General features: G+C 70.2%; 13 protein-coding genes and 3 rRNA genes. 9 read left to right on the top strand and 7 right to left on the bottom strand.

Annotated features, from left to right (window positions below; all coding sequences use genetic code 11):
• Positions 1-85 precede the first annotated feature (85 nt).
• The 3 genes from OG500_RS13910 to OG500_RS13900 form a co-directional block, all read right to left on the bottom strand.
• On the bottom strand, positions 86-1,138 hold the full coding sequence (locus OG500_RS13910; protein ID WP_329580199.1) for a hydroxymethylglutaryl-CoA lyase: 1,053 nt from the start codon (positions 1,136-1,138) through the stop codon (positions 86-88).
• Positions 1,135-3,414 carry an acetyl/propionyl/methylcrotonyl-CoA carboxylase subunit alpha gene (locus OG500_RS13905; protein ID WP_329580196.1) on the bottom strand — a complete coding sequence of 760 codons (2,280 nt, stop codon included), beginning with the start codon at positions 3,412-3,414 and terminating at the stop codon, positions 1,135-1,137. The genes OG500_RS13910 and OG500_RS13905 overlap by 4 nt, the downstream gene beginning before the upstream one ends.
• Before the next feature lie 104 nt (positions 3,415-3,518).
• Positions 3,519-5,213 (bottom strand): carboxyl transferase domain-containing protein, encoded by a 1,695-nt coding sequence (locus tag OG500_RS13900; protein WP_327071554.1) that lies wholly within the window; start codon positions 5,211-5,213, stop codon positions 3,519-3,521.
• A gap of 205 nt (positions 5,214-5,418) precedes the next feature.
• Here OG500_RS13900 and OG500_RS13895 point away from each other — a divergent pair, with 205 nt between their 5' ends.
• The 3 genes from OG500_RS13895 to OG500_RS13885 all read left to right on the top strand — a co-directional run bounded on the left by OG500_RS13895 (position 5,419) and on the right by OG500_RS13885 (position 12,045).
• Positions 5,419-6,057: a TetR/AcrR family transcriptional regulator gene (locus tag OG500_RS13895; protein WP_327067042.1), complete on the top strand. Its 639-nt coding sequence runs from the start codon at positions 5,419-5,421 to the stop codon at positions 6,055-6,057.
• A gap of 446 nt (positions 6,058-6,503) precedes the next feature.
• A complete protein-coding gene (locus OG500_RS13890) occupies positions 6,504-10,412 on the top strand; it encodes an ABC transporter transmembrane domain-containing protein (protein ID WP_442907035.1) in 3,909 nt (1,302 codons plus the stop codon).
• Between the two features lie 208 nt (positions 10,413-10,620).
• Positions 10,621-12,045, top strand: a complete 1,425-nt coding sequence (locus tag OG500_RS13885) for an MFS transporter (RefSeq protein WP_329580193.1) — start codon at positions 10,621-10,623, stop codon at positions 12,043-12,045.
• A 55-nt stretch (positions 12,046-12,100) separates the two neighbouring features.
• On the opposite strand, the gene OG500_RS13880 is transcribed toward OG500_RS13885, so the two are convergent.
• The gene (locus OG500_RS13880; RefSeq protein ID WP_327067039.1) at positions 12,101-13,081 is read right to left on the bottom strand and encodes an ATP-grasp domain-containing protein; all 981 of its coding nucleotides are present in this window, start codon (positions 13,079-13,081) and stop codon (positions 12,101-12,103) included.
• Positions 13,082-13,269: 188 nt separating this feature from the next.
• Entirely contained in the window at positions 13,270-14,271 is a 1,002-nt protein-coding gene (locus OG500_RS13875) for a hypothetical protein (protein WP_329580190.1), read from the bottom strand.
• 355 nt (positions 14,272-14,626) lie between these two features.
• Between OG500_RS13875 and OG500_RS13870 the strand changes: the two genes are divergently transcribed.
• From OG500_RS13870 to OG500_RS13845, 6 genes are all read left to right on the top strand, one after another.
• Complete coding sequence (locus OG500_RS13870) at positions 14,627-15,604, top strand: S66 peptidase family protein (RefSeq protein WP_329580187.1); 978 nt, start codon at positions 14,627-14,629, stop codon at positions 15,602-15,604.
• Positions 15,605-15,610: 6 nt separating this feature from the next.
• On the top strand, positions 15,611-16,303 hold the full coding sequence (locus OG500_RS13865) for a nucleoside/nucleotide kinase family protein (RefSeq protein ID WP_329580184.1): 693 nt from the start codon (positions 15,611-15,613) through the stop codon (positions 16,301-16,303).
• 602 nt (positions 16,304-16,905) lie between these two features.
• Positions 16,906-18,427 (top strand): 16S ribosomal RNA (locus tag OG500_RS13860).
• 277 nt (positions 18,428-18,704) lie between these two features.
• A 23S ribosomal RNA gene (locus OG500_RS13855) occupies positions 18,705-21,824 on the top strand.
• An 87-nt stretch (positions 21,825-21,911) separates the two neighbouring features.
• A 5S ribosomal RNA gene (gene rrf / locus OG500_RS13850) occupies positions 21,912-22,028 on the top strand.
• The 16S, 23S and 5S rRNA genes sit together here, the layout of an rRNA operon.
• 119 nt (positions 22,029-22,147) lie before the next feature.
• Positions 22,148-23,005, top strand: coding sequence for a phosphatase PAP2 family protein (locus OG500_RS13845; RefSeq protein ID WP_327067035.1), 858 nt, complete (start codon positions 22,148-22,150; stop codon positions 23,003-23,005).
• Here OG500_RS13845 and OG500_RS13840 read toward each other — a convergent pair.
• Positions 22,998-23,567 (bottom strand): acetate uptake transporter, encoded by a 570-nt coding sequence (locus tag OG500_RS13840; protein WP_327067034.1) that lies wholly within the window; start codon positions 23,565-23,567, stop codon positions 22,998-23,000. The two genes, OG500_RS13845 and OG500_RS13840, sit on opposite strands and share 8 nt — an antisense overlap.
• 410 nt (positions 23,568-23,977) lie before the next feature.
• Positions 23,978-26,530, bottom strand: a complete 2,553-nt coding sequence (locus OG500_RS13835; protein ID WP_329580178.1) for a SpoIIE family protein phosphatase — start codon at positions 26,528-26,530, stop codon at positions 23,978-23,980.
• Positions 26,531-26,622 lie beyond the last annotated feature (92 nt).

The raw sequence follows: 26,622 nt of genomic DNA, 5'->3' as shown, positions 1-26,622 counted from the left end.
AGCGCTCAGCGGCGCGTGGCAGAAGGGTGCGCCGACCGGCGCCACCAGCCAGTCGGCAAGGTGACGCCGGTCGGCGATGGACTTGTCAGTTGGCCGGGGACACGGTTCCGGCCAGTGCCTGCACGGCACGTGAGGGGCTGGGACGGCCGAGCTGCCCGGCCAGCCAGACGCTGGTGCCGACGAGTGCCGGGAGGTCCACGCCGGTCTCGATGCCGAGGCCGTGCAGCATCCAGACCAGGTCCTCGGTGGCGAGGTTGCCGGTGGCGCTCTTCGCGTACGGGCAGCCGCCCAACCCGCCGGCCGAGGAGTCGACCACGGTCACGCCGTGGCGCAGCGCGGTGAGCGTGTTGGACAGCGCCTGCCCGTACGTGTCGTGGAAGTGGACGGCGAGCTGCCCGACCGGCACCCCGCCCCGGGCGAACGCCGTGAGCAGCTGCGCCACCTGGCCGGGCGTGGCGACGCCGATGGTGTCCCCGAGGCTCAACTCCGTGCAGCCGAGCTCGATCAGCGCCCGCCCGGCCTCGACCACCTGCTCGGGCGCGACCGGCCCCTCCCAGGGGTCGCCGAAGCACATCGAGAGGTAGCCGCGGACCTTGAGGCCGTGCTCGGTCGCCCGCCCGACCACCGGGCGGAACATCTCCAGCACCTCGGCCATCGAGCGGTTGAGGTTGCGCCGCGCGAACGTCTCGGTCGCGCTGGCGAAGACGGCGACCTCGTCGGCGCCGTGCGCCAGTGCGCGGTCCAGGCCGCGCTCGTTGGGGACCAGCACGGGCAGCCGCAGTCCGGGGTACCGCGTGCGCAGCTCGGCCAGCCGGGGCAGCAGCTCCTCGGCGTCGGCCAACTGGGGGACCCACTTCGGGTGCACGAAGCTGGTCGCCTCGATGGTCCGCAACCCGGCGGCGGCGAGCCGCGCGATGAACTCGGCCTTCACCTCGACCGGGACCGGGGCGCTCTCGTTCTGCAGCCCGTCGCGGGCGCCCACCTCGTGGATGCGGATCCGGGCCGGCAGTGCCGGGTCCCTGAGCACGCTGGGCAGGCCCAGGTCGAGCGTGCTCGGGTCGCCGGCCGGTTGCGCCGTCCGGGTGGTTTCCGCGTCCTGGGATCCGTGCGGGCCCGCTGTCACCTGATCGGCGGTCATGAGTTCACCTCTGCGGATTCGTCGGCCTCGGCGGACTCCTCGGGGAGGACGACCGCGAGCAGCTGCTCCATCGCGACCGTGGCGCCCGCCACGGCGTGCAGTTCGCTGACCACGCCGTCGTGCGGCGCGGCGATCACGTGCTCCATCTTCATGGCTTCCAGGACCATCAGTGCCTGTCCGCGCCGGACCACCTCGCCGACCGCGGCCTTGACCACGGTGACCGTGCCCGGCATCGGCGCGGTGAGGGCGCCGTGATGGGCGGCGGTGGCCGAACCGCGCTCGGCCACCGGGTCGTACGGGTGCACCGCCCAGCTGTCGCCGCCGATGCCCAGCCAGAGCACCGGGCTGCCGCCGGGCGCCGAGGCGGAGTTGTCGGTCGCGTACGCGAAGGTGGTGCGCAAGCCGTCGACGGTGAGGGCGAGATCGGTGGCGCCGAGCACGGCGCGGGCCCGGCGGACCGGACCATCGCCCAGACGGACCAACAGATCCGAGAAACCACTTGAAGAAGTGTCGGTGGCCTCCACTACGGTGTCGGCACTGACAGGTCGTACTCGTACCGGCACCGGCTCCTGCCCGGGGATCCGCAGTCGGTGCGTCGTCCAGGCCGGCTCGCCGGCCAGGCGCCAACCGGAAGGGAGCGAGAACGGGTCGGTCCAGCCGTCGGAGGCGACGGCCGGTGCGAGCCCGAGGTGCCGCACGAGTGCCGCGGCGATCAGTACGGCCTCCGATGCCGCGGTGGCGTTCTGCGCCGCGCGGTCGCCCGGTTCGACCAGCAGTTCGGGGTGCTGCTGGACGAGTCGCTCGACCAGACCGGTGTCGAGCCGCCCGGCCACCACGTCGGGGTGGGCGAGGAGTCGGCGCAGGAAGCCGGCGTTGGTGGTGATGCCCAGGATCCGGGTGTCCGCGAGGGCGGTGCGCAGCCGCAGCAGCGCGGTGGCGCGATCTGGGCCGTAGGCGATGACCTTGCCGAGCATCGGGTCGTACGCGCTGGTGACCGTGGTGCCCGCGGTGAGTCCGGAGTCCACCCGGACCCCCTCGCCACGCGGCTCGTCCAGCAGCAGGATCCGGCCGCCGGTCGGCAGGAACTCCCGCGCGGGGTCCTCCGCGCAGATCCGAGCCTCTACGGCATGACCGAGAAAGGAGACGTCCGACTGGGCGAACGACAACGACTCACCAGCGGCGACGCGCAGTTGCCACTCGACCAGGTCGAGACGCTCGACGGCCGGTGCCCAGCCGGCGGGCGTTCCGTCCGGGGCCGGGCGGGTGATCGCGACCGCCAGCTCGGTCACCGGGTGCTCCACCTGGAGCCGGGTGTTCATCTCCATGAAGAAGAACTCGCGGACCGCGTCCGTCCCATCCTCGTCAGCCTTGCCCGAAGCCGAACCCGCGTGCTGGGCAGGGGAGATCTGGTCGGGGTCGTCGCCGGGCACGATGAACTCCACCGTGCCGGCGCCGGTGTAGCCGCAGGCCTCGGCGGCTCGCACAGCGGCGGCGCCCATCGCGGCCCTGGTCCGCTCGTCCAGGAGAACGGAGGGTGCCTCTTCGATCAGCTTCTGATGACGGCGCTGCAGGCTGCACTCGCGCTCGCCGAGGTGCACGGTGGTCCCGTGGGCGTCCGCGAGGACCTGGACCTCGATGTGCCGGGGGCGGTCGACCCAGCGCTCCAGGAGCAGGGTGTCGTCGCCGAAGGCGGTGCGGGCCACCCGGCGGGCCGCGGCGAGCTCGGAGGGGAGTTCGGCCGGGTCGCGGACCAGCCGCATGCCCTTGCCGCCGCCGCCAGCGGACGGCTTGATCAGCACCGGGTAGCCGATCTCCTCGGCCGCGCGGATCAGGTCCTCGTCGCTCGTCGCCCCGCCCCGGCTGCCGGGCACCACGGGGACGCCGACCGTGCGGACGGCCTCCTTGGCGTTGATCTTGTCGCCCATCAGCTCGACCGCCTCGGCGGGCGGGCCGATGAAGACCAGCCCCGCCTCGGCGCAGGCGCGGGCGAAGCCCGGGTTCTCGGCCAGGAAGCCGTAGCCGGGGTGGATGGCCTGGGCTCCGGTGCGCAGTGCCGCGGCGATGATCTGATCACCGCGCAGATAGGTCTCGGTGGCGGTGCTGTCGCTCCGGTCGGCCGGCCCGAGCCGGACGGCCAGGTCGGCCTCGCGGACGTGCCCCGCGTCGGCGTCGGCGTCGCTGTACACGGCGACCGACCGGATGCTGAGCCGCCGCAGGGTACGGATCACCCGGACGGCGATCTCACCGCGGTTGGCGACCAGGACGGTGTCGAACATAGGAGGCGTTCCTCCGGGACGAGGGGAGTGGTGCGAGGGAAGACGATCAACGGGACGGTGGCCAGGGGCTCACCCCCGGTGGTGACCAGGGGCTCACCTCCGGCTCACATCCGGAACACGCCGTACGGTGCGGGCGGCGCGAGCGGGGCGTTGGCACAGGCGGTCAGGGCGAGGCCGACCACGGTGCGGGTGTCCATCGGGTCGATCACCCCGTCGTCCCAGAGCCGCGCGGTGGCGTAGTACGCGTTGCCCTGCCGCTCGTACTGCTCGCGCACCGGCCGCTTGAACTCCTCCTCGGCCTCGGCGGCCCACTCCTCGCCGCGGGCCTCGAACTGGTCGCGGCGGACGGTGGCGAGGACCGAGGCGGCCTGCTCGCCGCCCATCACGGAGATCTTGGCGCCCGGCCACATCCACAGGAAGCGCGGCGAGTAGGCCCGGCCGCACATCGAGTAGTTGCCGGCCCCGTACGAGCCGCCGATCACCACGGTCAGCTTCGGGACCCTGGTGCAGGCGACCGCCGTCACCATCTTCGCCCCGTGCTTGGCGATGCCACCCGCCTCGTACTGGCGGCCGACCATGAAGCCGGTGATGTTCTGCAGGAAGAGCAGCGGGATGCCGCGCTGGTCACAGAGTTCGATGAAGTGCGCGCCCTTGAGCGCGGATTCGGCGAAGAGCACGCCGTTGTTGGCGACGATGCCCACCGGGTGGCCGTGGATCCGGGCGAAGCCGGTGACCAGGGTGGCGCCGTACTCGGCCTTGAACTCGGCGAAGCGGCTGCCGTCGACCAGACGGGAGATCACCTCGCGGACGTCGTAGGGCGTGCGCGGGTCCACCGGCACCGCACCGTACAACTCGGCCGGGTCGACGGCCGGGGGCTCGACCGGGGCGAGCGGCCAGGGCTGCGCGCTGCGCGGGCCGAGCCCGGCCACGATCGTGCGCACGATGTCGAGCGCGTGGCCGTCGTCCTCGGCCAGGTGGTCCGTCACGCCGGAGGTGCGGGAGTGCAGTTCGCCGCCGCCGAGCTCCTCGGCCGTGACCACCTCACCCGTCGCCGCCTTCACCAGCGGCGGGCCGCCGAGGAAGATCGTGCCCTGGTTGCGGACGATCACGGCCTGGTCGCTCATCGCCGGGACGTACGCGCCACCGGCCGTGCAGGAGCCGAGCACGGCCGCGATCTGCGGGATCCCGGCGGCCGAGAGGCGCGCCTGGTTGTAGAAGATCCGGCCGAAGTGGTCGCGGTCGGGGAACACCTCGTCCTGCATCGGCAGGAACGCGCCGCCCGAGTCCACCAGGTAGACGCAGGGCAGCCGGTTCTCCAGCGCCACCTCCTGCGCCCGCAGGTGCTTCTTCACCGTCATCGGGTAGTAGGTGCCGCCCTTGACGGTGGCGTCGTTGGCGACCACCACCACCTCGCGCCCGGCCACCCGGCCGATCCCGGCGATCACGCCGGCCGCCGGTGCGGCGCCGTCGTAGAGGCCGTCGGCGGCCAGCGGGCACAGCTCCAGGAACGGGGAGCCGGGATCCAGCAGTGTGTCCACCCGGTCGCGCGGCAGCAGCTTGCCGCGGGCGGTGTGCCGGTCACGCGCCTTGAGGCCGCCGCCGAGTGCGGCGGCGGCGAGCTTGCCGCGCAGCTCGGTCACCAGTGCCTGGTGCGCCTCGGTGTTCGCCTGGAAGGCGGCCGAGCCGGCGTCGACCGTGGAACGCAGGCGCGGCGCTGGGGCAGCGGCGGCCGGTGACGTGACGTGGCCGCCCACGGCGGCTGACAGCGGGCCGGGCGGCGGTGAGCCGGCCGCACGCATGCCGGCCGTCGCCGCTCCCGGGGTTCCGGCGGGCTCCCAGGGGTGCGGGGAGGTGTAGCCGGAGGTCGACAGGGCCATCCCAAGAGCTCCTTGCTCCAGGAACCCGCGGACGCGGAAGCCGGTGGGCCCCGCGCCCCCAAGTTAATGGTGGTTAACTCCTGCCGCCAGGTTAACCACCGATAACCGCGCTGTCTACGATGGATCCATGTCGAACGCTCCGGTGGCTCCCACGACCCCTCGCCGTGACCAGATCCGCCGCGAGGCGGCTCGGCTCTTCGCGGCACGCGGCTTCCTGGGTGTCGGGGTCGACGAGATCGGCAAGGCGGTCGGGATCAGCGGCCCCGGTCTCTACCGGCATTTCTCCGGCAAGGAAGCGATGCTGGCCGACCTGCTGGTCGGCATCAGCGAGCGACTGCTGGAGGAGGGCAGCCGCCGGGCCGAGACCCCGGGCGGACCGCAGGCCGTGCTGGACGCACTGATCAGTGGACATGTCGACTTCTCGCTCAATGATCCGGACCTGATCACGCTGCACGACCGCGAGCTGCTCCACCTCAAGGAGGAGGACCGCCGACGGGTGCGGCGGCTGCAGCGCGGTTACGTCGAGCTCTGGGTGGCGGCGGTCCGGGCCGCCTTCCCGGCGCTGGCCGTCGTCGAGGCCGAGTCGGCCGCGCGGGCGGCCGTGCACGCGGTGTTCGGGCTGCTGAACTCCACCCCGCACAGCATCGGCCGGCCCGCCCCCGGTGACCGCGCCGGTCTGCTGTCGCCCGCCGAGCTGGCGGCGCTGCTGCACCGCCTGGCCCAGGGAGCCTTCGCGGCCGCCGCCGACGGCTGGTCGCGCGCGTAGGCCGAAGCGGACGTCGAGCCAGGCGCAGGCGCTGAAGCAGGCGCTGAAGCAGGCGCCGAAGCTGGCATCGACGGCCCGGCTCGCGCCCACCGCCATCGCGGCCCCCGGTCCCCGGCCGCGCGCGCCCCGTGCACCCCAGCGTGCGACCTACCCGAATGGACGTAGGCCGAGCGCCCCGCTTGCCGTCCGTCGTGCGACCGGTGCGCCCCCAGCCTCCGAAAGAGCAGGCTGATCGGGAAGGAAAGTCGACGTCAGGCCGTTGGTTCGTGCCAGGGCCGCTTGGCAGCGCCGAATACGTCGTGGACGACCGCCTCATGAAATGGTTAGTATCCCTAAATATGCCTGAGACTCATGGCTCCACCAGGGAGATACCCGCGGAACCCGCCACCACGGCCGCGAGTCCCACCCCCACAGCCCGCACAGCCGCCGCCGAAGCGACCATCGCAGTGACCGCCGAAGCGACCGCCCCCGGCGCCCCGGCTCCGTCGGCCGCCCAGCCGTCCGGCGTCGACCCCGCCACCGGCTGGCTGCGTCGCCTGTCCGCCTACTGCTGGCGCTACCGGCGCAACTTTCTGCTCTCCTTCGGCGCCTCGCTCGGCGGCATGGCGGTCACCGCGATCGTCCCCCTGATCACCAAGCTGATCATCGACGACGTCATCACCACCCACACCCGCTCCCTGATGCCGTGGGCGATCACGCTGGTCGTGGCCGCCGTGCTGGTCTTCGGTTTCACCCAGATCCGCCGCTACACGGCCGGTCAGCTCGCCGTCGACGTCCAGCAGGACCTGCGGGTGGAACTGTTCCGCTCGCTGACCCGGCTCGACGGCGCCCGGCAGGACCGGCTCGACACCGGTCAGGTGGTCAGCCGGGCCAGCTCCGACCTGCAGCTGGTCAACGGCCTGCTGTCGATGATGCCGATGATGACCGGCAACCTGCTGCTCTTCGTCATGTCGATCATCGTGATGCTCTGGCTCTCGCTGCCGCTCACCCTGATCGCCCTGGTGATGGGGCCGGTGCTGTGGTGGGTCGCGACGCTCAGCCGCAAGCGCCTGTTCCCGGCGACCTGGGCGGCCCAGCAGGAGGCCGCCGCGGTGGCCGGCGTGGTCGACGCGGCGATCGGCGGCGTCCGGGTGGTCAAGGGCTTCGGGCAGGAGGCTCAGGAGCTCGACAAGCTGGAGAGCGCCTCCCGCACGCTGTACGGCGCGCGGCTGCGTGCGATCCGGCTCAACAGCCGCTTCGGCCCGGCGATGCAGGCGATCCCCGCGTTCGGGCAGGTCGCCGTGCTGGCGCTGGGCGGCTGGCTGGCGGTGCGCGGCTCGGTGACGCTGGGCACCTTCGTCGCCTTCTCCACCTACGTGGCCCAGATGACCGGCCCGGTCCGGATGCTGACCATGGTGCTGACCGTCGGGCAGCAGGCCCGAGCGGGCGTGGAGCGCGTCTTCGAGCTGATCGACGAGCGGCCGGTGGTCACCGACGCCCCCGACGCCCGCCCGCTGCGGCCGACCGCGCCCGAGCAGCGCGTCCCGGCACTGGAACTCGACCAGGTCGACTTCCACTACCAGGTGTCCCCGCAGGCCATGGCCGATCCCGACGGCGACGCGGCCGAGCCGATACCCGTGCTGCGCGGCCTCAGCCTCAAGGTCGCGCAGGGCGAGACACTGGCCGTGGTCGGGGCCTCGGGCTCGGGCAAGTCCACGCTCGCCCAGCTGATCCCCCGGTTCTACGACCCCACGGCGGGCAGCATCCGGCTCTACGGGCAGGACCTGCGCGAGGTCACGCTCGACTCGATCCGCTCCGTGGTCGGCATCGTGCCGGAGGACAGCTTCCTCTTCTCCGACACCGTGCGCGCCAACATCGCCTACGGCCGCCCGGGTGCCACCGACGCCGAGGTCGAGGCGGCGGCCCGCGCCGCGCAGGCGGACGGCTTCGTCCGCGAACTGCCGAACGGCTACGACACCACGGTGGGGGAGCAGGGCCTGACCCTCTCCGGCGGCCAGCGCCAGCGGATCGCGCTGGCCCGCGCGATCCTCGCCGACCCCAGGCTCCTCCTGCTGGACGACGCCACCTCGGCGGTCGACCCGAGGATCGAGGCCGAGATCCACGAGGCGCTGCGCACGGTGATGGTCGGCCGGACCACGGTGCTGATCGCGCACCGCCGCTCGACCCTGCAGCTCGCCGACCGCATCGCGGTGCTGGACCGCGGCCACCTGCTCGACCTGGGCACGCACGACGAGCTGGTGGCCCGATGTCCCCAGTACCGGGCTCTGATCACCGACCCCGAGGCGCTGGCCGGTCACCGTCCCCCGGCCACCGACACCCTCGAAGCCGTCCCCGGCTCCCGGGCGCTCCCGGGCGCCCCGGCGGTCTCCGCCACCACCACCTCGGCCCCGCCGGTTGCGTCCGTCCCGGCGTCGGGCACCGCGCCCAGGCGGAGCACGGCCGGCTCGATGGCCGGCCGCTCCGCCGACCCCGAGCTGCTCGCGCGGGTCGCGGCGCTGGCCCCGGCCACCGACACCCCCGACGTCCCGCTCGCCACGGCCTCCGCCGGTGACCCGGACTTCTCGCTCGGCCGCCTGCTCAAGCCCTTCCGCCCCGCTCTCGCACTGGCCTTCGTGCTGCTCGCACTCGACGCGGGCGCCAGCCTGGTGGTCCCGGTGCTGATCCGGCACGGCATCGACGACGGCGTCTCCAAGGGCCTGATGGCCGGCGTCACCGCCGCCTCGCTGACCGCCCTGCTGGTGGTCGTGCTCGACTGGCTGGTGCAGAGCGCCGAGAACCGGGTGAGCGGTCGCACCGGCGAACGCGTCCTCTACACCCTGCGGTTGAAGATCTTCGCGCACCTCAACCGGCTCGGCCTGGACTACTACGAGCGCGAGCTCACCGGTCGGATCATGACCCGGATGACGACCGACGTCGACGCCTTGTCGAGCTTCCTGCAGACCGGCGTGGTGACCGGCGTGGTCAGCCTGCTGACCTTCGTCGGGATCTTCGCGGCGCTGCTGATCATCGATGTCGGCCTCGGGCTGACCGTCTTCACCGTGCTGCCGGTGCTGGCCATCGCGACCGTGGTGTTCCGCCGCAAGTCGACGGCGCAGTACCAGGCCTCGCGCGAACTGATCAGCGCGGTCAACGCCGACCTGCAGGAGAACGTCTCCGGGATGCGCATCGTGCAGGCGTTCCGCCGTGAGACGGACACCGTCGCGCGGTTCGTCGAACGCGGGCGGGCGTACCGGCAGGCACGCGTCCAGGCGCAGTTCTACATCTCGCTCTACTTCCCGTTCGTCCAGTTCCTGTCCAGCGTGGCCGCCGCCCTGGTGCTGATCGCCGGCGCCTCACGGGTGGACGCCGGGACGCTCACGGTCGGTGCGCTGGTCGCGTACCTGCTCTACATCGACCTGTTCTTCGCCCCGGTCAACCAGCTCTCGCAGATCTTCGACGGCTACCAGCAGGCGGCGGTCGGCCTCGGCCGGGTCCGCGAGCTGCTGCGGACCCCGACCAGCACGCCGCAGGCCGAGGAGCCGGTCGCCACCGAGCGGCTGAGCGGCGAGATCCACTTCGACGGCGTCAGCTTCGCCTACAACGGCGGCGGCGAGGGCAACCCCGACGTGCTGACCGGCATCGACCTGCGGATCCCGGCCGGTCAGACGGTCGCGCTGGTCGGCGAGACCGGCGCCGGCAAGTCGACGCTGGTCAAGCTGGTCGCCCGGTTCTACGACGCGACGGGCGGCACGGTGCGGATCGACGGCACCGACATCACCCGCTTCGCCCTGGCCGACTACCGCCACCGGCTGGGCGTGGTGCCGCAGGAGGCCTACCTCTTCGCGGGCACGGTCCGGGACGCGATCGCCTACGGCCGGCCCGGCGCCACCGACGCGGAGGTCGAGCTGGCGGCCAAGTCGGTCGGCGCGCACGACATGATCAGCGCACTGTCGGACGGCTACCAGCACGAGGTGGCCGCGCGGGGCCGCAACCTCTCCGCCGGACAGCGTCAGTTGATCGCGCTGGCCCGGGCCGAGCTGGTCGACCCCGACATCCTGCTGCTCGACGAGGCGACCGCCGCCCTCGACCTGGCCACCGAGTTGGCGGTCAACAACGCCTCCGACCGGCTGCGCGACGGCCGTGGCGACCGGCCGGGCGGCCGCACCACCCTGGTCATCGCGCACCGCCTGACCACGGCCGAACGGGCGGACCGGGTGGTCGTGCTGGACCACGGCCGGGTGGTGGAGGACGGAACGCACACCGAACTCCTCGCCGCCGACGGCACGTACGCCAGGCTCTGGCGGGCGTTCATCGCGGACGGGCACCCCGAGCCGCTGCCCGCCGCCGAACCGGAGCCTGCCGAACTGACTGGCTGAGTCGACCGGTTGAGCCGGGTGATCAGTCACAGCCGTGGTTGTTCGATTGCGGATCGACAGCGCGGTAGGCCAACCAGGGTGACATGGGGTTCTCGGGGTGCCACCTGGTATCAGGGTGGTGCCCCGAGTGGTAGACAGGCGGGGCGACCGCGCGGACAGCGGTCTGCGACCTCCTTAGTGCCACCCTCAGGTCGAGAGGCCCCTGCCCATGTCTTCGCGCGCTCGCGAGGCGGGGCGCAGCACTGCGCACCACGCTCCAACCCCCGCACCCGGCCCGATCCCCGAGCCCGGCCCGGCCACCGAGGCGATCCCGCTGCCGCCCCTGGTGGCCCTCTTCGCGGTCGGCTGCCTGCCGGCCTATCTGCTCCCCACCATCGTCGGCCGACTGGGCGGCGAGTTCGGCCTGACGCCCACGCAGGCCGGCGGCGTCGGCAGCGCTCTGCTGCTCGCCGCGGGCGGCACCGGGCTGACGCTGGCCGGCCGGGTCCGCGGGCTCGGCGCGGCCCGGGTGGCCAGGGCCGGGCTGGCGCTGGTGACCGCGGGCTTCACCATCGCGGCGCTGGTGCCCACGGGCTCGCTGGCGGTGCTGGTCGTGGGCTGTCTGGTCGGTGGGATCGGGGCGGGGACGGCCTCCGCCGTCGCCGGCACGAGCGTTGCCGCCGCAGCCGACCCACACCGGGCCACCGTGCTGGGGCTGCTCGCCACCTCCACCATCGCGGCCGGGCTCTACCTGGTGCTGCCCCGGCTCGGCGCCGCCCACCCGATTCCGTACCTGGCGGTGGCGCTGCTCGGTCTGCTGGCGCTGCCGCTGACGACCATCCCGCTGCGGCCTTCCGTCGCCGCTCCACCAGCCGCAGTCCCGCCGCCAGCCGACGCACCAGCCGCAGTCCCGTCGGCAGCCGTCCCGCCGGCCGCCGCGCCGACAGCCGACGCACCGAATGCCGCCGCACCGGCCCCGCCCGCCCGGCACCCCCTGCCGCACCGCGCCGCCGGTCTGGTCATGGCGTCGACCATGGTGCTCTGGGCGGTCGCGCAGAACGCGCTCTGGGGCGTCAGCGGGCAGATCGGCCGCCGCCTGGGCCTCTCGGAACGGGACCTCGGCCTGGTCTTCGCCCTCGCACTGGGCGCCGCGCTGCTCGGTGTGCTGGCCTCCGGCGCGCTGGGTACCCGGTTCGGCCGGGCGCTGCCGATCGGCCTCGGCACCGCGGCGATCGCGGCCTGCGTGGCGCTGAGCGCGGGCGCCGGCTCGGTGGCCGGGTTCGCGGGCGGCGAGGTGCTCTGGAACGCGCTCTACCCGCTGGTCCTGAGCTACCTGATCGGCCTGGCCACCGAGCTGGACCCCGCCGGGCGGTGGACGGTCCTGGTCGGCGCCGCCACCACGCTGGGCGGGGCGGCCGGCCCGTTGACCGGCGCGACGCTCTTCGTCCAGCTCGGCCCCCCGCTGCTGGCCGCCGCGCTCGGCGGCACCCTGCTGCTCACCACAGTCCCCCTGGTGCTGCTGGCCCGCACCTTCGGCACAGCACGGGCGGTGCAGCGCACGGCGCAGGACGAGGCGCTCGCCCCGGTCACCCCGATCCCGGCCCAGCGGGCCGTGGATTCGCCCGACGAGCCGGCCGCCCCCAACGTCGCCTGACGGCTCGTCCGGCGCCTGCGCCGGTACCCCGTCCGCAGCTGGTGTCCGCCGATCCTCAGGTGGAGATCAGCGAGGAGAGCAGCCCGGAGACCTCGGTGCCCCGCGGCAGATCGCTCACCTGGCCGTCCCCGACCTCCACCACCATCCAGCCGCCGCCGTCCGCCCGCAGCGCGAGGTCGGTGGTGACGAACCGGCAGCCCAGCGCGCGGACCAGGGAACGCACCTGGGTGAGGTCGGGCGCGTGAAAGGCCTCGGGGGTGTCGGGGTGCGGCCCGGTCAGCACCGGCTCGCCGTCCACCCACCAGACCCGCGCCTCGGCGGCGGGCCCGGCGCCGTCCACCGGCGGTGTGCCACCGGCCACCGGTCTCACGCGCCCGCGGTTCGGTCTGCTGCGACCCCAGCCGCCGCCGACGGCCTGCTCCTCCTCGTCCGCCGCGCCGGCCGGGGCGAAGGCGTGGAACCGCCGCAGCACCACCCCGCCGGCCAGGAACTCGCCCTGCAGTTCGACGAACCGGCCCACCACCCGGGCGACCGCCGGCAGGTCGGCGAGCTCGGGGATGAAGCAGGCCTCGTGCCACTCGTGCTTGCGGGACTTCACGAAGTCCTTGACGATCGCCGGCCCCTGCCCGCCCAGCCGTGCCACCGCCGCGGCGAGTTCGGCCGGCCCGTGGGCGGCGGCGAGCCAGACGCTGTCCGGGGTGGCCCCCTCGAAGGTGCTGTACCAGCCGGGCAGCTCATGGGCGGTGGCGTAGGCGGCCGCACTGGTCAGCAGATGACAGCCGCGATCGGCGAGCGCGTGGACGAAGGCGGCGTACGCCGCCACCGGCAGCATCCAGCCGCGGTACCAGGCGGGCCCGGTGCCGTCCGGCACCCGGCGGACGCCTTCGGCGGCATCCCCGGCGAGCAACGCGTCGTGGTTCACCAACGCGGTCTCGCCGCCCAGCCCGCGGACCAGCTGGGCCTCGTAGGAGTAGTGCGGGTCGACGCGCCGGGGATTCAGCGGATCCTGGGGCAGCAGGATGGTCGGGGCTGGCATGGCCCACAGGGTAGCGGCGTGCCGGGCTCCTGACCGGGGCTTTGACGACCCGCGCGTCGGGCGCACGGTGAACAGGAGCGCCGCGGCGTGCATCAGGAGAAGAGGAGAGCGCACCAGTGCTCAACTGGCGCGCGGTGTGCGCCGAGCGCGAGCCGGTAGCGCGTTGCGCGCCCACCGGCGGGCAGGGGTCAGCCGCGGCGGCGCCGGCCTGAGCCGTGGTCCGGTGCGACCTGCCAGTCGCGGGGCCGCAACTCCCGGTCGTGCAGCGCTTCCGTGTTGATCAGCACGGTCAACTCGGCCCGGGCGAGTTCCTCGTACCCCAGGCCGGTGGCCTCGAGCAGCAACTCGGTGGGGACCGAGACGGCGATCGACGGCCGCCAGGCGGGGAGCACGGCCAGGGTGGTGCCCCGACCCACCCGGATCAGCTGGGCGGTGACGCGCCGCCAGCGCTGCCCCTCCAGCCGCTCGGCCGACGCAGGCACCGGGCGCGGACCGCCGATCAGGATCCCCAGCGGCGCCTCCGCCCCCGCGGCCTCGGCCGCCTCGTCCGGCTCCACCGCCTCGTCGCCCGGGGCCGGCGCCGAGGCCGGTGCCGCGGCACCGGCGTCCGGCTCGACCGCGGCCGGCCGTGAGACGGCCGCGGCGCCGTATCCCGGGACACCGGCCGCGGAGCCCGCCGGTGCAACAGCACCGGGACGCCCGGCCAGTCGCCGCGGCGGCGAGGGACGCCGGATCCGTGGCCTCGGGCGGGCACTGGAGGGACGCCAGCCGTCGTCCGGCTGGGCGGCGCCCCTCAGCTCCTCGCCCGGACCCCCCTGGTCCGCACCCGTGGAAAGCTCGCCGGTCAACCCGTGGCGCTGAGGCGGCACCATCCCCGCCCGCCCGGTCCGGTCCGCCGCCGGTCGCGTCCGGGCGGCGGCGGGATCGACTCCGGCCAGGGTCAGCAACTGCTCGACCTCGGCGATGGACTGGTGACTGGCCGCTGCCAACTCGTCCAGGTCGGCACCCTGTTCGTAGGCGGAGCGTAGCCGCGAGGCCAGCCCGGCGCGCAGGTTCGCCGTGGTCGCGGCGCCGGCGTCGCGCCGCTTGGGCTCCGCCGCCGGTGACACCTGGCTCGGCGCGGGGGGCGGGCAGACCTGTGACGGCTCGGCCGCCGCCTCACCGGCCGGGGGCTGGTTCGGTGTGTCCATAGGTATGAACGACGAGGTCATCGGTGAGGTCCTCCGGTGTACAGTCCGCCCGAATCCTGCCGTACCGGAGGGTGAACGTCCATGGGACCCTGGGTTCAACCGCATACGTCCGACTGCTGTCCGGTAACGGAACCGCCGTGGCGCCGACGGCGGTTCGTCAAGTCTTCTGACATAGAACCAAACTGACGTGTCATCGGTCACACGAGTCACAGGATTCTCATCCGGGCGACGCCCTTTGACCAGGTCACGGCACCCGGCAGGCCACAATGAGGACGAACGCACGACGGCGCGACGGCGTGGCAGCGCCGCATCGGCCGCCTGCCACCGCCCCGCCACCGGAAGGACGGACGGACCAATGGCCACGCCCGCTCACCCGCCACTCGGCCTGACCCGCCCCCGCAGACTGATACCCGGCGACCGGGTGGCCATCGTCGCCCCGAGCGGTCCGATCGACCCCGACCGGCTCGACGCGGGCTGCGCCGTCCTGCGTACCTGGGGCCTGGAACCCGTGCTCGGCGCGCACGTCCTGGACCACCACCCGCGGCTGCGCCACCTCGCGGGCACCGACGAGGACCGCGCCGCCGACTTCCAGCAGGCCTGGCTCGACCCCACCGTGGCCGCCGTCCTCTGCGCCCGCGGCGGCTTCGGCGCCCAACGCGTCAGCGACCTGCTCGACTGGGACGCGCTGGCCGCGGTCCCGCCCAAACTCCTGATCGGCTTCAGCGACGTCACGGTGCTGCACGAGCAGGTCGCGGGCCGGCTCGGCCTCGCCTCGCTGTACGGGCCGATGGGCGCGGCCTCCTCCTTCATCGCCGACCCGGCCACCGCCGAGCACCTGCGCCGCACCCTCTTCGACCCCGCTGCCGTGCGCACCCTGACCGGACCCGAGGCCGCCCCGCTCGTCCCCGGCCGCGCGTACGGGATCACCGCCGGCGGCTGCGCCTCGCTCCTCGCGGTGGAGCGCGGTACGCCGGGTGCCCGCCCGTCCTTCGCCGGCACGATCCTGCTGTTGGAAGACGTCAACGAGCACCCCTACGCCATCGACCGCATCCTCACCCAGCTGCTGCGCTCGGGTGCCCTGGACGGGATCCGCGGGGTGGCCCTCGGCTCCTGGGCCGGGTGCGGTGCGCCGGAGCGGCTCCGTGACGTCTTCCTCGAACGGCTCGGCCCGCTCGGCGTGCCCATCCTCTGGGAGCTGGGCTTCGGCCACGGCCCGTTTACCCTCACCGTCCCGCTCGGCCTGCCGGCCGCGCTGGACGCCGACGCCGGAACCCTCACCCTGGACCTGCCGGCCCTGGCCGACCGAGCCGGTCCAGCCGATCGAGACGGATGAATGAGCGTGCACCAGTCCAGTACCGTCCCGCAGGAGCAGCCCATCACGCGGCCCGCCGACCTGGCGGCCGAACTGCTCGCGACGCTGCGCACCGCCCGCCCCGGTGGGCGGACCCTGCTCGGTCTGACCGGTGCCCCCGGCGCCGGCAAGTCCACGCTCGCCCGCTTCCTGGTCGCCACGGTGAACCGGGCCGAGGGAGCGGGGACGGCCGCGTACGTCCCGATGGACGGATTCCACCTCTCCAACACCCAGCTCGACCGGCTGGGCCTGCGGCACCGCAAGGGCTCCCCGCCCAGCTTCGACGCCCGCGGCTACCTCGCCCTGCTGGAGCGGCTGGCCGGCGACCGCTTCCATGACATCTATGTCCCCGATTTCGACCGCGAGCTCGACGAGCCCGTGGCGGCCCGACACCTGGTCACCCCCAGCACCCGGCTCATCGTCACGGAGGGCAACTACCTCGCGGCCGACTCACCCGACTGGGCCAAGGCGCGCTCGCTGCTCCGCGAGGTCTGGTACCTCGACGTCGACGACGAGCTCCGCACCGACCGCCTGGTCCGCCGCCACCAGGAGAACGGGCGCGACGAACGGGCGGCACGCGACTGGGTCGCCTCGAACGACCAGCCGAACGGTGAGTACGTGAAGCTGAGCCGCGCCCGCTGCACCCGCACCATCCGGGTGGCCGAGTTGCCGCAGTCCTGATCCAGGCGTAGTGTTCCCTAGTCGCTCGGCAGGGAGCACCGGACACGCATCGGCGCGGACGGTCCCGGGGCGGCCACTTTCCTGAAACACCATTCCCGACATCAATGTCGGCCACCGGCGTGCTGCTTTTGCGCCTTTCGGTGGCTGGCTTCTTTTGTCGTGCCGGTATTTCGGTGAGTGGGCCGGATTCGCTTTTCGGAGCGGGGCTGGGCTAAAGTTCAACACGTCGGACAGGCCGTCAGGTCGGTTACGGCGAAGGCCTCTTGAGGCCGAGCGGTGCGGAAGACCTGGTAAGGTTGGAAACACCGAGAGCGAGTCGGGAAACGCCGAGAGGCGGGTCTGATAAGCTCGAAGAGAAGAAAGAACGAAGCGCCCGGAGGGGCCACGGGAGTGGCTGTAAAGGAAGCGTCCGTTCCTTGAGAACTCAACAGCGTGCCAAAAGTCAACGCCAGATATGTTGACATCCCCGGCCTCGATCGCTTGATCGGGGTTGGAGATTCCTTTTGAAGTAAAACACTAGCGAGGACGCAGTGCGCGAGGCCACCCTATTCCGGTGGTTGTCGTGCCGCTCGACGCGGGTGTTGCTCGATTACGAGCAGACATTCACGGAGAGTTTGATCCTGGCTCAGGACGAACGCTGGCGGCGTGCTTAACACATGCAAGTCGAACGGTGAAGCCCTTCGGGGTGGATCAGTGGCGAACGGGTGAGTAACACGTGGGCAATCTGCCCTGCACTCTGGGACAAGCCCTGGAAACGGGGTCTAATACCGGATACGACCTTCCTCTGCATGGGGGTTGGTGGAAAGCTCCGGCGGTGCAGGATGAGCCCGCGGCCTATCAGCTTGTTGGTGGGGTAATGGCCTACCAAGGCGACGACGGGTAGCCGGCCTGAGAGGGCGACCGGCCACACTGGGACTGAGACACGGCCCAGACTCCTACGGGAGGCAGCAGTGGGGAATATTGCACAATGGGCGAAAGCCTGATGCAGCGACGCCGCGTGAGGGATGACGGCCTTCGGGTTGTAAACCTCTTTCAGCAGGGAAGAAGCGCAAGTGACGGTACCTGCAGAAGAAGCACCGGCTAACTACGTGCCAGCAGCCGCGGTAATACGTAGGGTGCGAGCGTTGTCCGGAATTATTGGGCGTAAAGAGCTCGTAGGCGGCCTGTCGCGTCGGATGTGAAAGCCCGGGGCTTAACCCCGGGTCTGCATTCGATACGGGCAGGCTAGAGTGTGGTAGGGGAGATCGGAATTCCTGGTGTAGCGGTGAAATGCGCAGATATCAGGAGGAACACCGGTGGCGAAGGCGGATCTCTGGGCCATTACTGACGCTGAGGAGCGAAAGCGTGGGGAGCGAACAGGATTAGATACCCTGGTAGTCCACGCCGTAAACGTTGGGAACTAGGTGTTGGCGACATTCCACGTCGTCGGTGCCGCAGCTAACGCATTAAGTTCCCCGCCTGGGGAGTACGGCCGCAAGGCTAAAACTCAAAGGAATTGACGGGGGCCCGCACAAGCAGCGGAGCATGTGGCTTAATTCGACGCAACGCGAAGAACCTTACCAAGGCTTGACATATACCGGAAACGGCTAGAGATAGTCGCCCCCTTGTGGTCGGTATACAGGTGGTGCATGGTTGTCGTCAGCTCGTGTCGTGAGATGTTGGGTTAAGTCCCGCAACGAGCGCAACCCTTGTTCTGTGTTGCCAGCATGCCTTTCGGGGTGATGGGGACTCACAGGAGACTGCCGGGGTCAACTCGGAGGAAGGTGGGGACGACGTCAAATCATCATGCCCCTTATGTCTTGGGCTGCACACGTGCTACAATGGTCGGTACAAAGGGCTGCGATACCGTGAGGTGGAGCGAATCCCAAAAAGCCGGCCTCAGTTCGGATTGGGGTCTGCAACTCGACCCCATGAAGTTGGAGTTGCTAGTAATCGCAGATCAGCATGCTGCGGTGAATACGTTCCCGGGCCTTGTACACACCGCCCGTCACGTCACGAAAGTCGGTAACACCCGAAGCCGGTGGCCTAACCCTTGGGAGGGAGCCGTCGAAGGTGGGACCAGCGATTGGGACGAAGTCGTAACAAGGTAGCCGTACCGGAAGGTGCGGCTGGATCACCTCCTTTCTAAGGAGCACATGGCCGGATGCGAGCGAATGTCTCGCACGGTTGCTCATGGGTGGAACGTTGACTATTCGGCACACAGGGTTGGTTGTTTCCTAGTACTGCTTCGGCGTGGAACGGTTTCGGGTGATCTGGTGTGTCGGGCACGTTGTTGGGTCCTGAGGGAACGAGTAATCGTTGTCTCAGTGCCGGTCTCACGGACACGCCGGGTTTTTGCTTGGTTGTGTAGGTGGGTGTCTGGTCGTTGTTTGAGAACTGCACAGTGGACGCGAGCATCTGTGGCCAAGTTTTTAAGGGCGCACGGTGGATGCCTTGGCACTAGGAACCGATGAAGGACGTGGGAGGCCGCGATAGGCCCCGGGGAGCTGTCAACCGAGCTTTGATCCGGGGGTGTCCGAATGGGGAAACCCGGCAGTCGTCATGGGCTGTCACCCATACCTGAACACATAGGGTATGTGGAGGGAACGCGGGGAAGTGAAACATCTCAGTACCCGCAGGAAGAGAAAACAACCGTGATTCCGGGAGTAGTGGCGAGCGAAACCGGATGAGGCTAAACCGTTGTGGTGTGAGACCCGGCAGGGGTTGCCACTTCGGGGTCGTGGGAAAGTTCTTCGGTCGTCTGCCGGCGATCGGGTGAGTCAGAAACCGTATGGGTAGTCGAAGGACATGCGAAAGGTCCGGCGTAGAGGGTAAGACCCCCGTAGACGAAACTTGTACGGCTCACTTGAGCTTCTCCCAAGTAGCACGGAGCCCGAGAAATTCCGTGTGAATCTGGCGGGACCACCCGCTAAGCCTAAATATTCCCTAGTGACCGATAGCGGATAGTACCGTGAGGGAATGGTGAAAAGTACCGCGGGAGCGGAGTGAAATAGTACCTGAAACCGTGTGCCTACAAGCCGTGGGAGCGTCGTTGGTCAGCTTGCTGATCAGCCGTGACTGCGTGCCTTTTGAAGAATGAGCCTGCGAGTTTGCGGTGTGTAGCGAGGTTAACCCGTGTGGGGTAGCCGTAGCGAAAGCGAGTCCGAATAGGGCGGTTGAGTTGCATGCCCAAGACCCGAAGCGGAGTGATCTAGCCATGGGCAGGTTGAAGCGCGGGTAAGACCGCGTGGAGGACCGAACCCACCAGGGTTGAAAACCTGGGGGATGACCTGTGGTTAGGGGTGAAAGGCCAATCAAACTCCGTGATAGCTGGTTCTCCCCGAAATGCATTTAGGTGCAGCGTCACGTGTTTCTTGCCGGAGGTAGAGCACTGGATAGGCGATGGGCCTTACCGGGTTACTGACCTTAGCCAAACTCCGAATGCCGGTAAGTGAGAGCGTGGCAGTGAGACTGTGGGGGATAAGCTCCATGGTCGAGAGGGAAACAGCCCAGAACACCGACTAAGGTCCCTAAGCGTGTGCTAAGTGGGAAAGGATGTGGAGTCGCAGAGACAACCAGGAGGTTGGCTTAGAAGCAGCCACCCTTGAAAGAGTGCGTAATAGCTCACTGGTCAAGTGATTCCGCGCCGACAATGTAGCGGGGCTCAAGCACACCACCGAAGTCGTGTCATTCACAGAATACGCCCAACGGCGCTGTGGATGGGTAGGGGAGCGTCGTGTGCCGGGTGAAGCGGCGGAGGAATCCAGTCGTGGACGGTATACGAGTGAGAATGCAGGCATGAGTAGCGATACAAGAGTGGGAAACTCTTGCGCCGATTGACCAAGGGTTCCTGGGTCAAGCTGATCTGCCCAGGGTAAGTCGGGACCTAAGGCGAGGCCGACAGGCGTAGTCGATGGACAACGGGTTGATATTCCCGTACCCGCTTTGAAGCGCCAACGCTGAACCTCTGAATGCTAAAGCCGTGAAGCCGGCCCGGAGTCTTCGGACAATGGGACGTGGTGGAGCCGCTGATCCAACAGGGTATTAGGTGAGCGATGGGGTGACGCAGGAAGGTAGTCCAGCCCGGGCGGTGGTTGTCCCGGGGTAAGGGTGTAGGACGCAAGGTAGGCAAATCCGCCTTGCACATAGTCTGAGACCTGATGCCGAGCCGATTGTGGTGAAGTGGATGATCCTATGCTGTCGAGAAAAGCCTCTAGCGAGTTTCATGGCGGCCCGTACCCCAAACCGACTCAGGTGGTCAGGTAGAGAATACCGAGGCGTTCGGGTGAACTATGGTTAAGGAACTCGGCAAAATGCCCCCGTAACTTCGGGAGAAGGGGGGCCGGAACTGGTGGAGGCACTTGCTGCCCGAGCTGGGGCCGGCCGCAGAGACCAGCGAGAAGCGACTGTTTACTAAAAACACAGGTCCGTGCGAAGCCGTAAGGCGATGTATACGGACTGACGCCTGCCCGGTGCTGGAACGTTAAGGGGACCGGTTAGCTCTGATTCGTCGGGGCGAAGCTGAGAACTTAAGCGCCAGTAAACGGCGGTGGTAACTATAACCATCCTAAGGTAGCGAAATTCCTTGTCGGGTAAGTTCCGACCTGCACGAATGGCGTAACGACTTCTCGACTGTCTCAACCATAGGCCCGGTGAAATTGCATTACGAGTAAAGATGCTCGTTTCGCGCAGCAGGACGGAAAGACCCCGGGACCTTTACTATAGCTTGATATTGGTGTTCGGTTCGGCTTGTGTAGGATAGGTGGGAGACTTTGAAGCGGCAACGCCAGTTGTTGTGGAGTCGACGTTGAAATACCACTCTGGTCGTGCTGGATGTCTAACCTGGGTCCGTGATCCGGATCAGGGACAGTGTCTGGTGGGTAGTTTAACTGGGGCGGTTGCCTCCTAAAGAGTAACGGAGGCGCCCAAAGGTTCCCTCAGCCTGGTTGGCAATCAGGTGTTGAGTGTAAGTGCACAAGGGAGCTTGACTGTGAGACCGACGGGTCGAGCAGGTGCGAAAGCAGGGACTAGTGATCCGGCGGTGGCTTGTGGAAGCGCCGTCGCTCAACGGATAAAAGGTACCCCGGGGATAACAGGCTGATCTTCCCCAAGAGTCCATATCGACGGGATGGTTTGGCACCTCGATGTCGGCTCGTCGCATCCTGGGGCTGGAGTAGGTCCCAAGGGTTGGGCTGTTCGCCCATTAAAGCGGTACGCGAGCTGGGTTTAGAACGTCGTGAGACAGTTCGGTCCCTATCCGCTGTGCGCGTAGGAGTGTTGAGAAGGGCTGTCCCTAGTACGAGAGGACCGGGACGGACGAACCTCTGGTGTGCCAGTTGTCCTGCCAAGGGCATGGCTGGTTGGCTACGTTCGGGAGGGATAACCGCTGAAAGCATCTAAGCGGGAAGCCTGCTTCGAGATGAGCACTCCCACCTCCTTGAGAGGGTAAGGCTCCCAGTAGACGACTGGGTTGATAGGCCGGATGTGGAAGCCCTGTAAGGGGTGGAGCTGACCGGTACTAATAGGCCGAGGGCTTGTCCTCAGTTGCTCGCGTCCACTGTGTTGTTCTGAAACAACGACCCCCGCCAGGGAAAGAACGGGCGGGTTGCGGTCGACAGTTTCATAGTGTTTCGGTGGTCATAGCGTGAGGGAAACGCCCGGTTACATTCCGAACCCGGAAGCTAAGCCTCACAGCGCCGATGGTACTGCAGGGGGGACCCTGTGGGAGAGTAGGACGCCGCCGAACAATCATTCCAAGAAAGCCCCCTTCCTTCGGGAAGGGGGCTTTCTTGCGTTCAGGGTCGGGCACGCTACCCTCTCTGCCACGCAGCAGCAGCTGGATCAGCAGGCGGAGAGGCACCGGCATTGCAGAACCTGACCCTGTCCTGGCAGAGTGCCGGCGCTACGGGGGCGGCACTCCTCGGGGCCGCCTACGCCGTCCACCGCACCCTGCCGACCCGTCGGACCGCGGTGGCCCTGCTGCGCGAAGCCGGCATCCTGCTGGCCCTGTTCGCGCTCTGGCAACTGGTCGGCCAGCTCTCTCTGATGAGCACCGACCACGCACTCGACCGGGCCGAGTGGATCCACCGCACCGAGCTGAGACTCGGCCTGCCGGACGAAGCGTCCTGGCAGCGGGCGGTCCTGCCCCACTCGATTCTGGTCCGGCTGGCGAACGACTACTACGCGACCATGCACTTCGCGGTGATGATCGCGGTCCTGCTCTGGGTCTTCCTGCGGCACCGGGCACGCTACCCGTGGGTGCGGACCACGGTCGTGCTGGTGACCGCGGCCTGCCTGATGATCCAGTTCATCCCGGTCGCGCCCCCGCGGATGCTGCCGGACGCCGGTTTCGTCGACGTGGCGGCGCAGTACGGCCAGTCCGTCTACAACGGCGGCATCGGCGGTCTGCGCGCGGACGAGTTGTCGGCGATGCCGTCCGTCCACGTCGCCTGGTGCGTGCTGGTGGCCGTCGCGGTCATCCGGGTGAGTCGGTCGCCCTGGCGCTGGCTGATCCTGGTGCATCCCGTGCTGACCGTCGTCGTCGTGGTGGTGACGGCCAACCACTTCTGGGCCGACGGCCTGGTGGCCACCACGCTGCTGCTGCTCGCGTACGCCGTGCAGTACGGCGCCGGCCGGCTCGGCGGGCGAAGCCGGCGCAGCAGTGGGCGGGGCCTCCTGGGGAGGCCCCGCCCACCGGCATCCGGCGCCGAGCAGGTCACTTGACCGGCAGCGCCGCCCGGCCCCAGTGGTGGTTGGTCAGCGCTGCCGTGGCCCAGTACCAGCTGATCAGCCCGGCCACCGCCGCGATCCAGCCGGCCGCCTTGACCAGCCCGTCGGAGGTGGTGAGCACGCCGATCGCGTTCAGCAGCAGCGAGAGCGTCAGCAGACCGAAGACGGCCCGGTTGAAGAGACCGGTCTGCCAGCTCGCGGCCGTCAGGGTGAAGGCCAGCATGGCCCAGAGCAGCAGGAAGAGCCCGGCCGCGTTCTTGCCGCCGGCCGCCGAACCCGCGCCCATGGACCAGACCGCCCAGAAGGCGCCCAGCCCGGCGAACGCGGTGCCGTTGAGAGTGTCACCGCTGCGCAGCTGCCAGAGGCCGGCGATGAAGAGCGCGACCCCGCCGAGCAGGTGCGCGAGGCCCGCGGCATCGGCTACCTGGGTGTGGTGCAGGAGCCCGGTCTGCAGCAGGCCGTAGCCGAGCAGGGTCAGACCGAGCGCGAGGTATCCGAGGGGTCCCGCGTCGAGCGAGGCGGGTCGGGCATTGGCCCCGGTAGCGTCAGTGCTCACCGGAGGCTCCTTTCTGGTCGTTCCATGGATGGATCTGACACGTCGGATCCGACCCGTCGGTCCGCGGCCGGAATGGGCACAGCCAGGACGGGTGCGGCCAGGACGGGGCGGCGCCCGGGCGGCGCGGCTGCGCTGCGGGGCGCGCGGGGATGCGCGAGATGGACGGAGAGTGATGGCGACGGCGGACATGGCAGCCGTCGCGATGGCACGCCGTAGGCGTCCACGAGAAGCGTGCGGGCGGTGCCGACCTGCTGCGTCCCCGCAGCTCAGCTGCCGGGACTGGGCTCGCCGGGGAAACCCCCGGTCAGCTGGTCTCTACCCGGGCCGTGAGGCTTGTACCCTTGTGAATCACAGAATTTGTTCGTTTGTCAGCCGATTCGTCGTCAGTCCGTGACAAACAGTGACCCGGCTCAGCCCCGTCGCTGGAGCGGCACCCGGAGCGCGATGATCGCCATGTCGTCCGAGGGGGGCTCCGGCGCGAACCGTTCGACGGCGCGCTGCACCCGGGCCGCGACGGCTCCGGCCGTCAGTCCGGTGCACCCGGTGAGCACCTCGGCCAGCCCGTCCTCGCCGAGCATCCGCAGCCCCTCACGCCGCTCGGTCACCCCGTCCGTGACGCAGAGCAGCACCTCGCCCGGCTCCAGCACCACCTGCTCGGCCGTCAGCTCCAGCTCCTCCATCACGCCCAGCAGCGGCTGCGAGGTGGCTGCCGGGCTCACCTGGCCGTCGCCGCGCAGCCGCAGTGGCAGCGGGTGCCCGGCGCAGACCAGGCTCAGCGCGGTGCTGCCGTCCAGGCGGGGCGTCAGCTCGCCGTAGAGCAGGGTCAGGAAGCGGCCCCGGTCGCCCTCGTCGAGGATCGCCCGGTTGAGCCGGGAGAGCACCTGCGGGGCGTCCAGCCCCTCACGGGCCAGCAGGCGCAGGGAGTTCCGGGCCAGCCCGGTGACCGAGGCGGCCTGCGGGCCGGTGCCGCAGACGTCGCCGATCGCGAAGCCGTAGGTGCCCTCGCGGATCGAGAAGAGGTCGTAGAAGTCGCCGCCGACCTCGTTGCCCTCCCCGGCGGCCTGGTAGAAGACCTCCACCTCGACACCGGGGATCTTCGGCAGCTCCGGGGGCAGCAGGCTGCGCTGCAGGGCCTGGCTGATCGCGGTCCGCTCCGAGTAGAGCCGGGAGTTGTCCAGGGCCAGGGCGGCGCGGCGGGACAGGTCCTCGGCCAGCTCCAGGATCTCCTGGCGGAACGTCACCCCGGCCTTGGTGCCGAGCGCCAGCAGGCCGATCACCCGGTTGCGCGCGAACAGCGGCAGCGCCACGCACTGGCCGATCAGCCCGGCGGGTTCGGCGCCGGTGAGGGCCCCGGCCGGGGCGGGCCAGGGCGCGGCGCCGCCGCCCACCAGGCCCGCCGGCGGGTCGATGCGCCGCAGCAGGGCGCGCAGCGGGTCGATCTGCTCCTCGTCCTCGTGCAGCACGAAGGCCAGCTCGGCGAACTCGGCCTGCTCCGCGATGGTGTAGACGGCGCACCAGGCGGCGAGCGTGGGCACCGCCATCTGCGCCACCAGGGCGAGGGTCTGCTGGTGCTCCAGGGTGCCGGCCAGCAGGTCGGAGGCCTCCACCAGGAAGGAGAGCGCGCCGCGCCGCAGCCGCTCCCGCTCGGCCAGCCGGGCGTTCTCGACGGTCAGCGCGATCCGGTCGGCGGCGAACTGCAGCCGCAGCGCCTGGTCGTTGTCGTACTGTCCGGCCCGGTTGGCGGCCACCCCGAGCGAGCCGATCAGCCGGCCCTCCACCTTGAGCGGGACGGTGATCAGCGAGCGCAGCCCGGAGCCGCCGAGCAGCGGGGCCGCGCCCGGACGCACCGAGAGGTCCTCGTGGACGGCGGGCAGCCGGGCGGAGTCGTAGCGGCCGTTGCCGGAGTCGACCGGGAGCCGGACGTCCTTGGTGTGCCCGGCCGGCAGCCCGGTGGCCGCCCTGACCTCGAACTCGCTCTCGTCCTCGGTGATCAGCAGCAGGTAGGCCGCGTCCCCGTCGAGCAGGTCGCGGGCTCGTTCCACGGTCTGCTGGAGCATGCCTGACAGGTCGTCGGCGGGCACGCCGTCGAGCAGCAGGTCGATCGGCTCGACGGCGCCCGGCACGGGGCCGGTGGTGGCGATCCGGGTCGGCGTGTGCAGCACGGCCCGGTCGCGTTCGCGGACCAGCAGGCAGAGCGTGGAGGGAGCGCCGGTGGAGTCCAGCACGCGGACCTGGGAGCCGTAGACCTCGATGGTCCGCTGATCGCTCCGGCGGATACCGAAGGCTCCTTCCCAGCGGGCCAGTTGGAGCACCTCGGGCAGGCCGGTCTGCTCGCCGGGGGCTTGCGGCCAGACCACCAGGTCGGCCCAGGGCCGGTCGAGCGCTTCGGTGGCCGGCTGGCGGAACAGCTCTTCGGCGTCGGCGTTCCAGGCCCGCACCAGCCCCTGGGCGTCCACCTGCACGACGGCCACCAGCACCGTGCCGTCGGTGCTGGGCAGCACCTCGCCGGGGGCCTGCGGCAGCGCGTAGCGGGTGCCGGGCAGGGCACGCTGCAGCGGCAGCCGGAACCAGACGGTCTTCTGCCCGGCCGAGTACTCCACGCCCCAGCGGCTGGAGAGCGCCGAGCACATCAGCAGGCCGCGCCCGCCCTCGCCCTCGGCGTCGGCGAAGTGCTCGGAGACCGCGTCGCCCGCGACCGGCCCGGCGAAGGCGGGCAGCCCGCGCTCGGGGTGCCGGTCGGTGACGCCGATCTGGACCGAGTCCTCCTCGCGCAGGCAGCTCACCTCGGCGGCGGTCCCGGCGTGCACCACGGCGTTGGTGACCAGTTCGCTGACCAGGACCACGGCATCGTCGACGACCTCGGGCAGCCCCCAACCCAGCAGCGCGTCGCGGACGAAGCCGCGCGCGGCGGAGGCCGAGCGGCCGTCCGGCTCGAAGGTGGCGGCTGCGCGCGCGGTGACCACGGGCTGCTTCTCCTCTGGTTCGGGTACGGCTGCTCGGCGCCTGGTGTGCCACCCGGCTGCGGGTGGGCGGTCCCGGTGGCTCAGGCCAGGGC

This window comes from Kitasatospora sp. NBC_01250 (genome assembly GCF_036226465.1).
Lineage (GTDB): Bacteria > Actinomycetota > Actinomycetes > Streptomycetales > Streptomycetaceae > Kitasatospora.
This window is presented reverse-complemented; position numbering and strand designations above follow the sequence as displayed.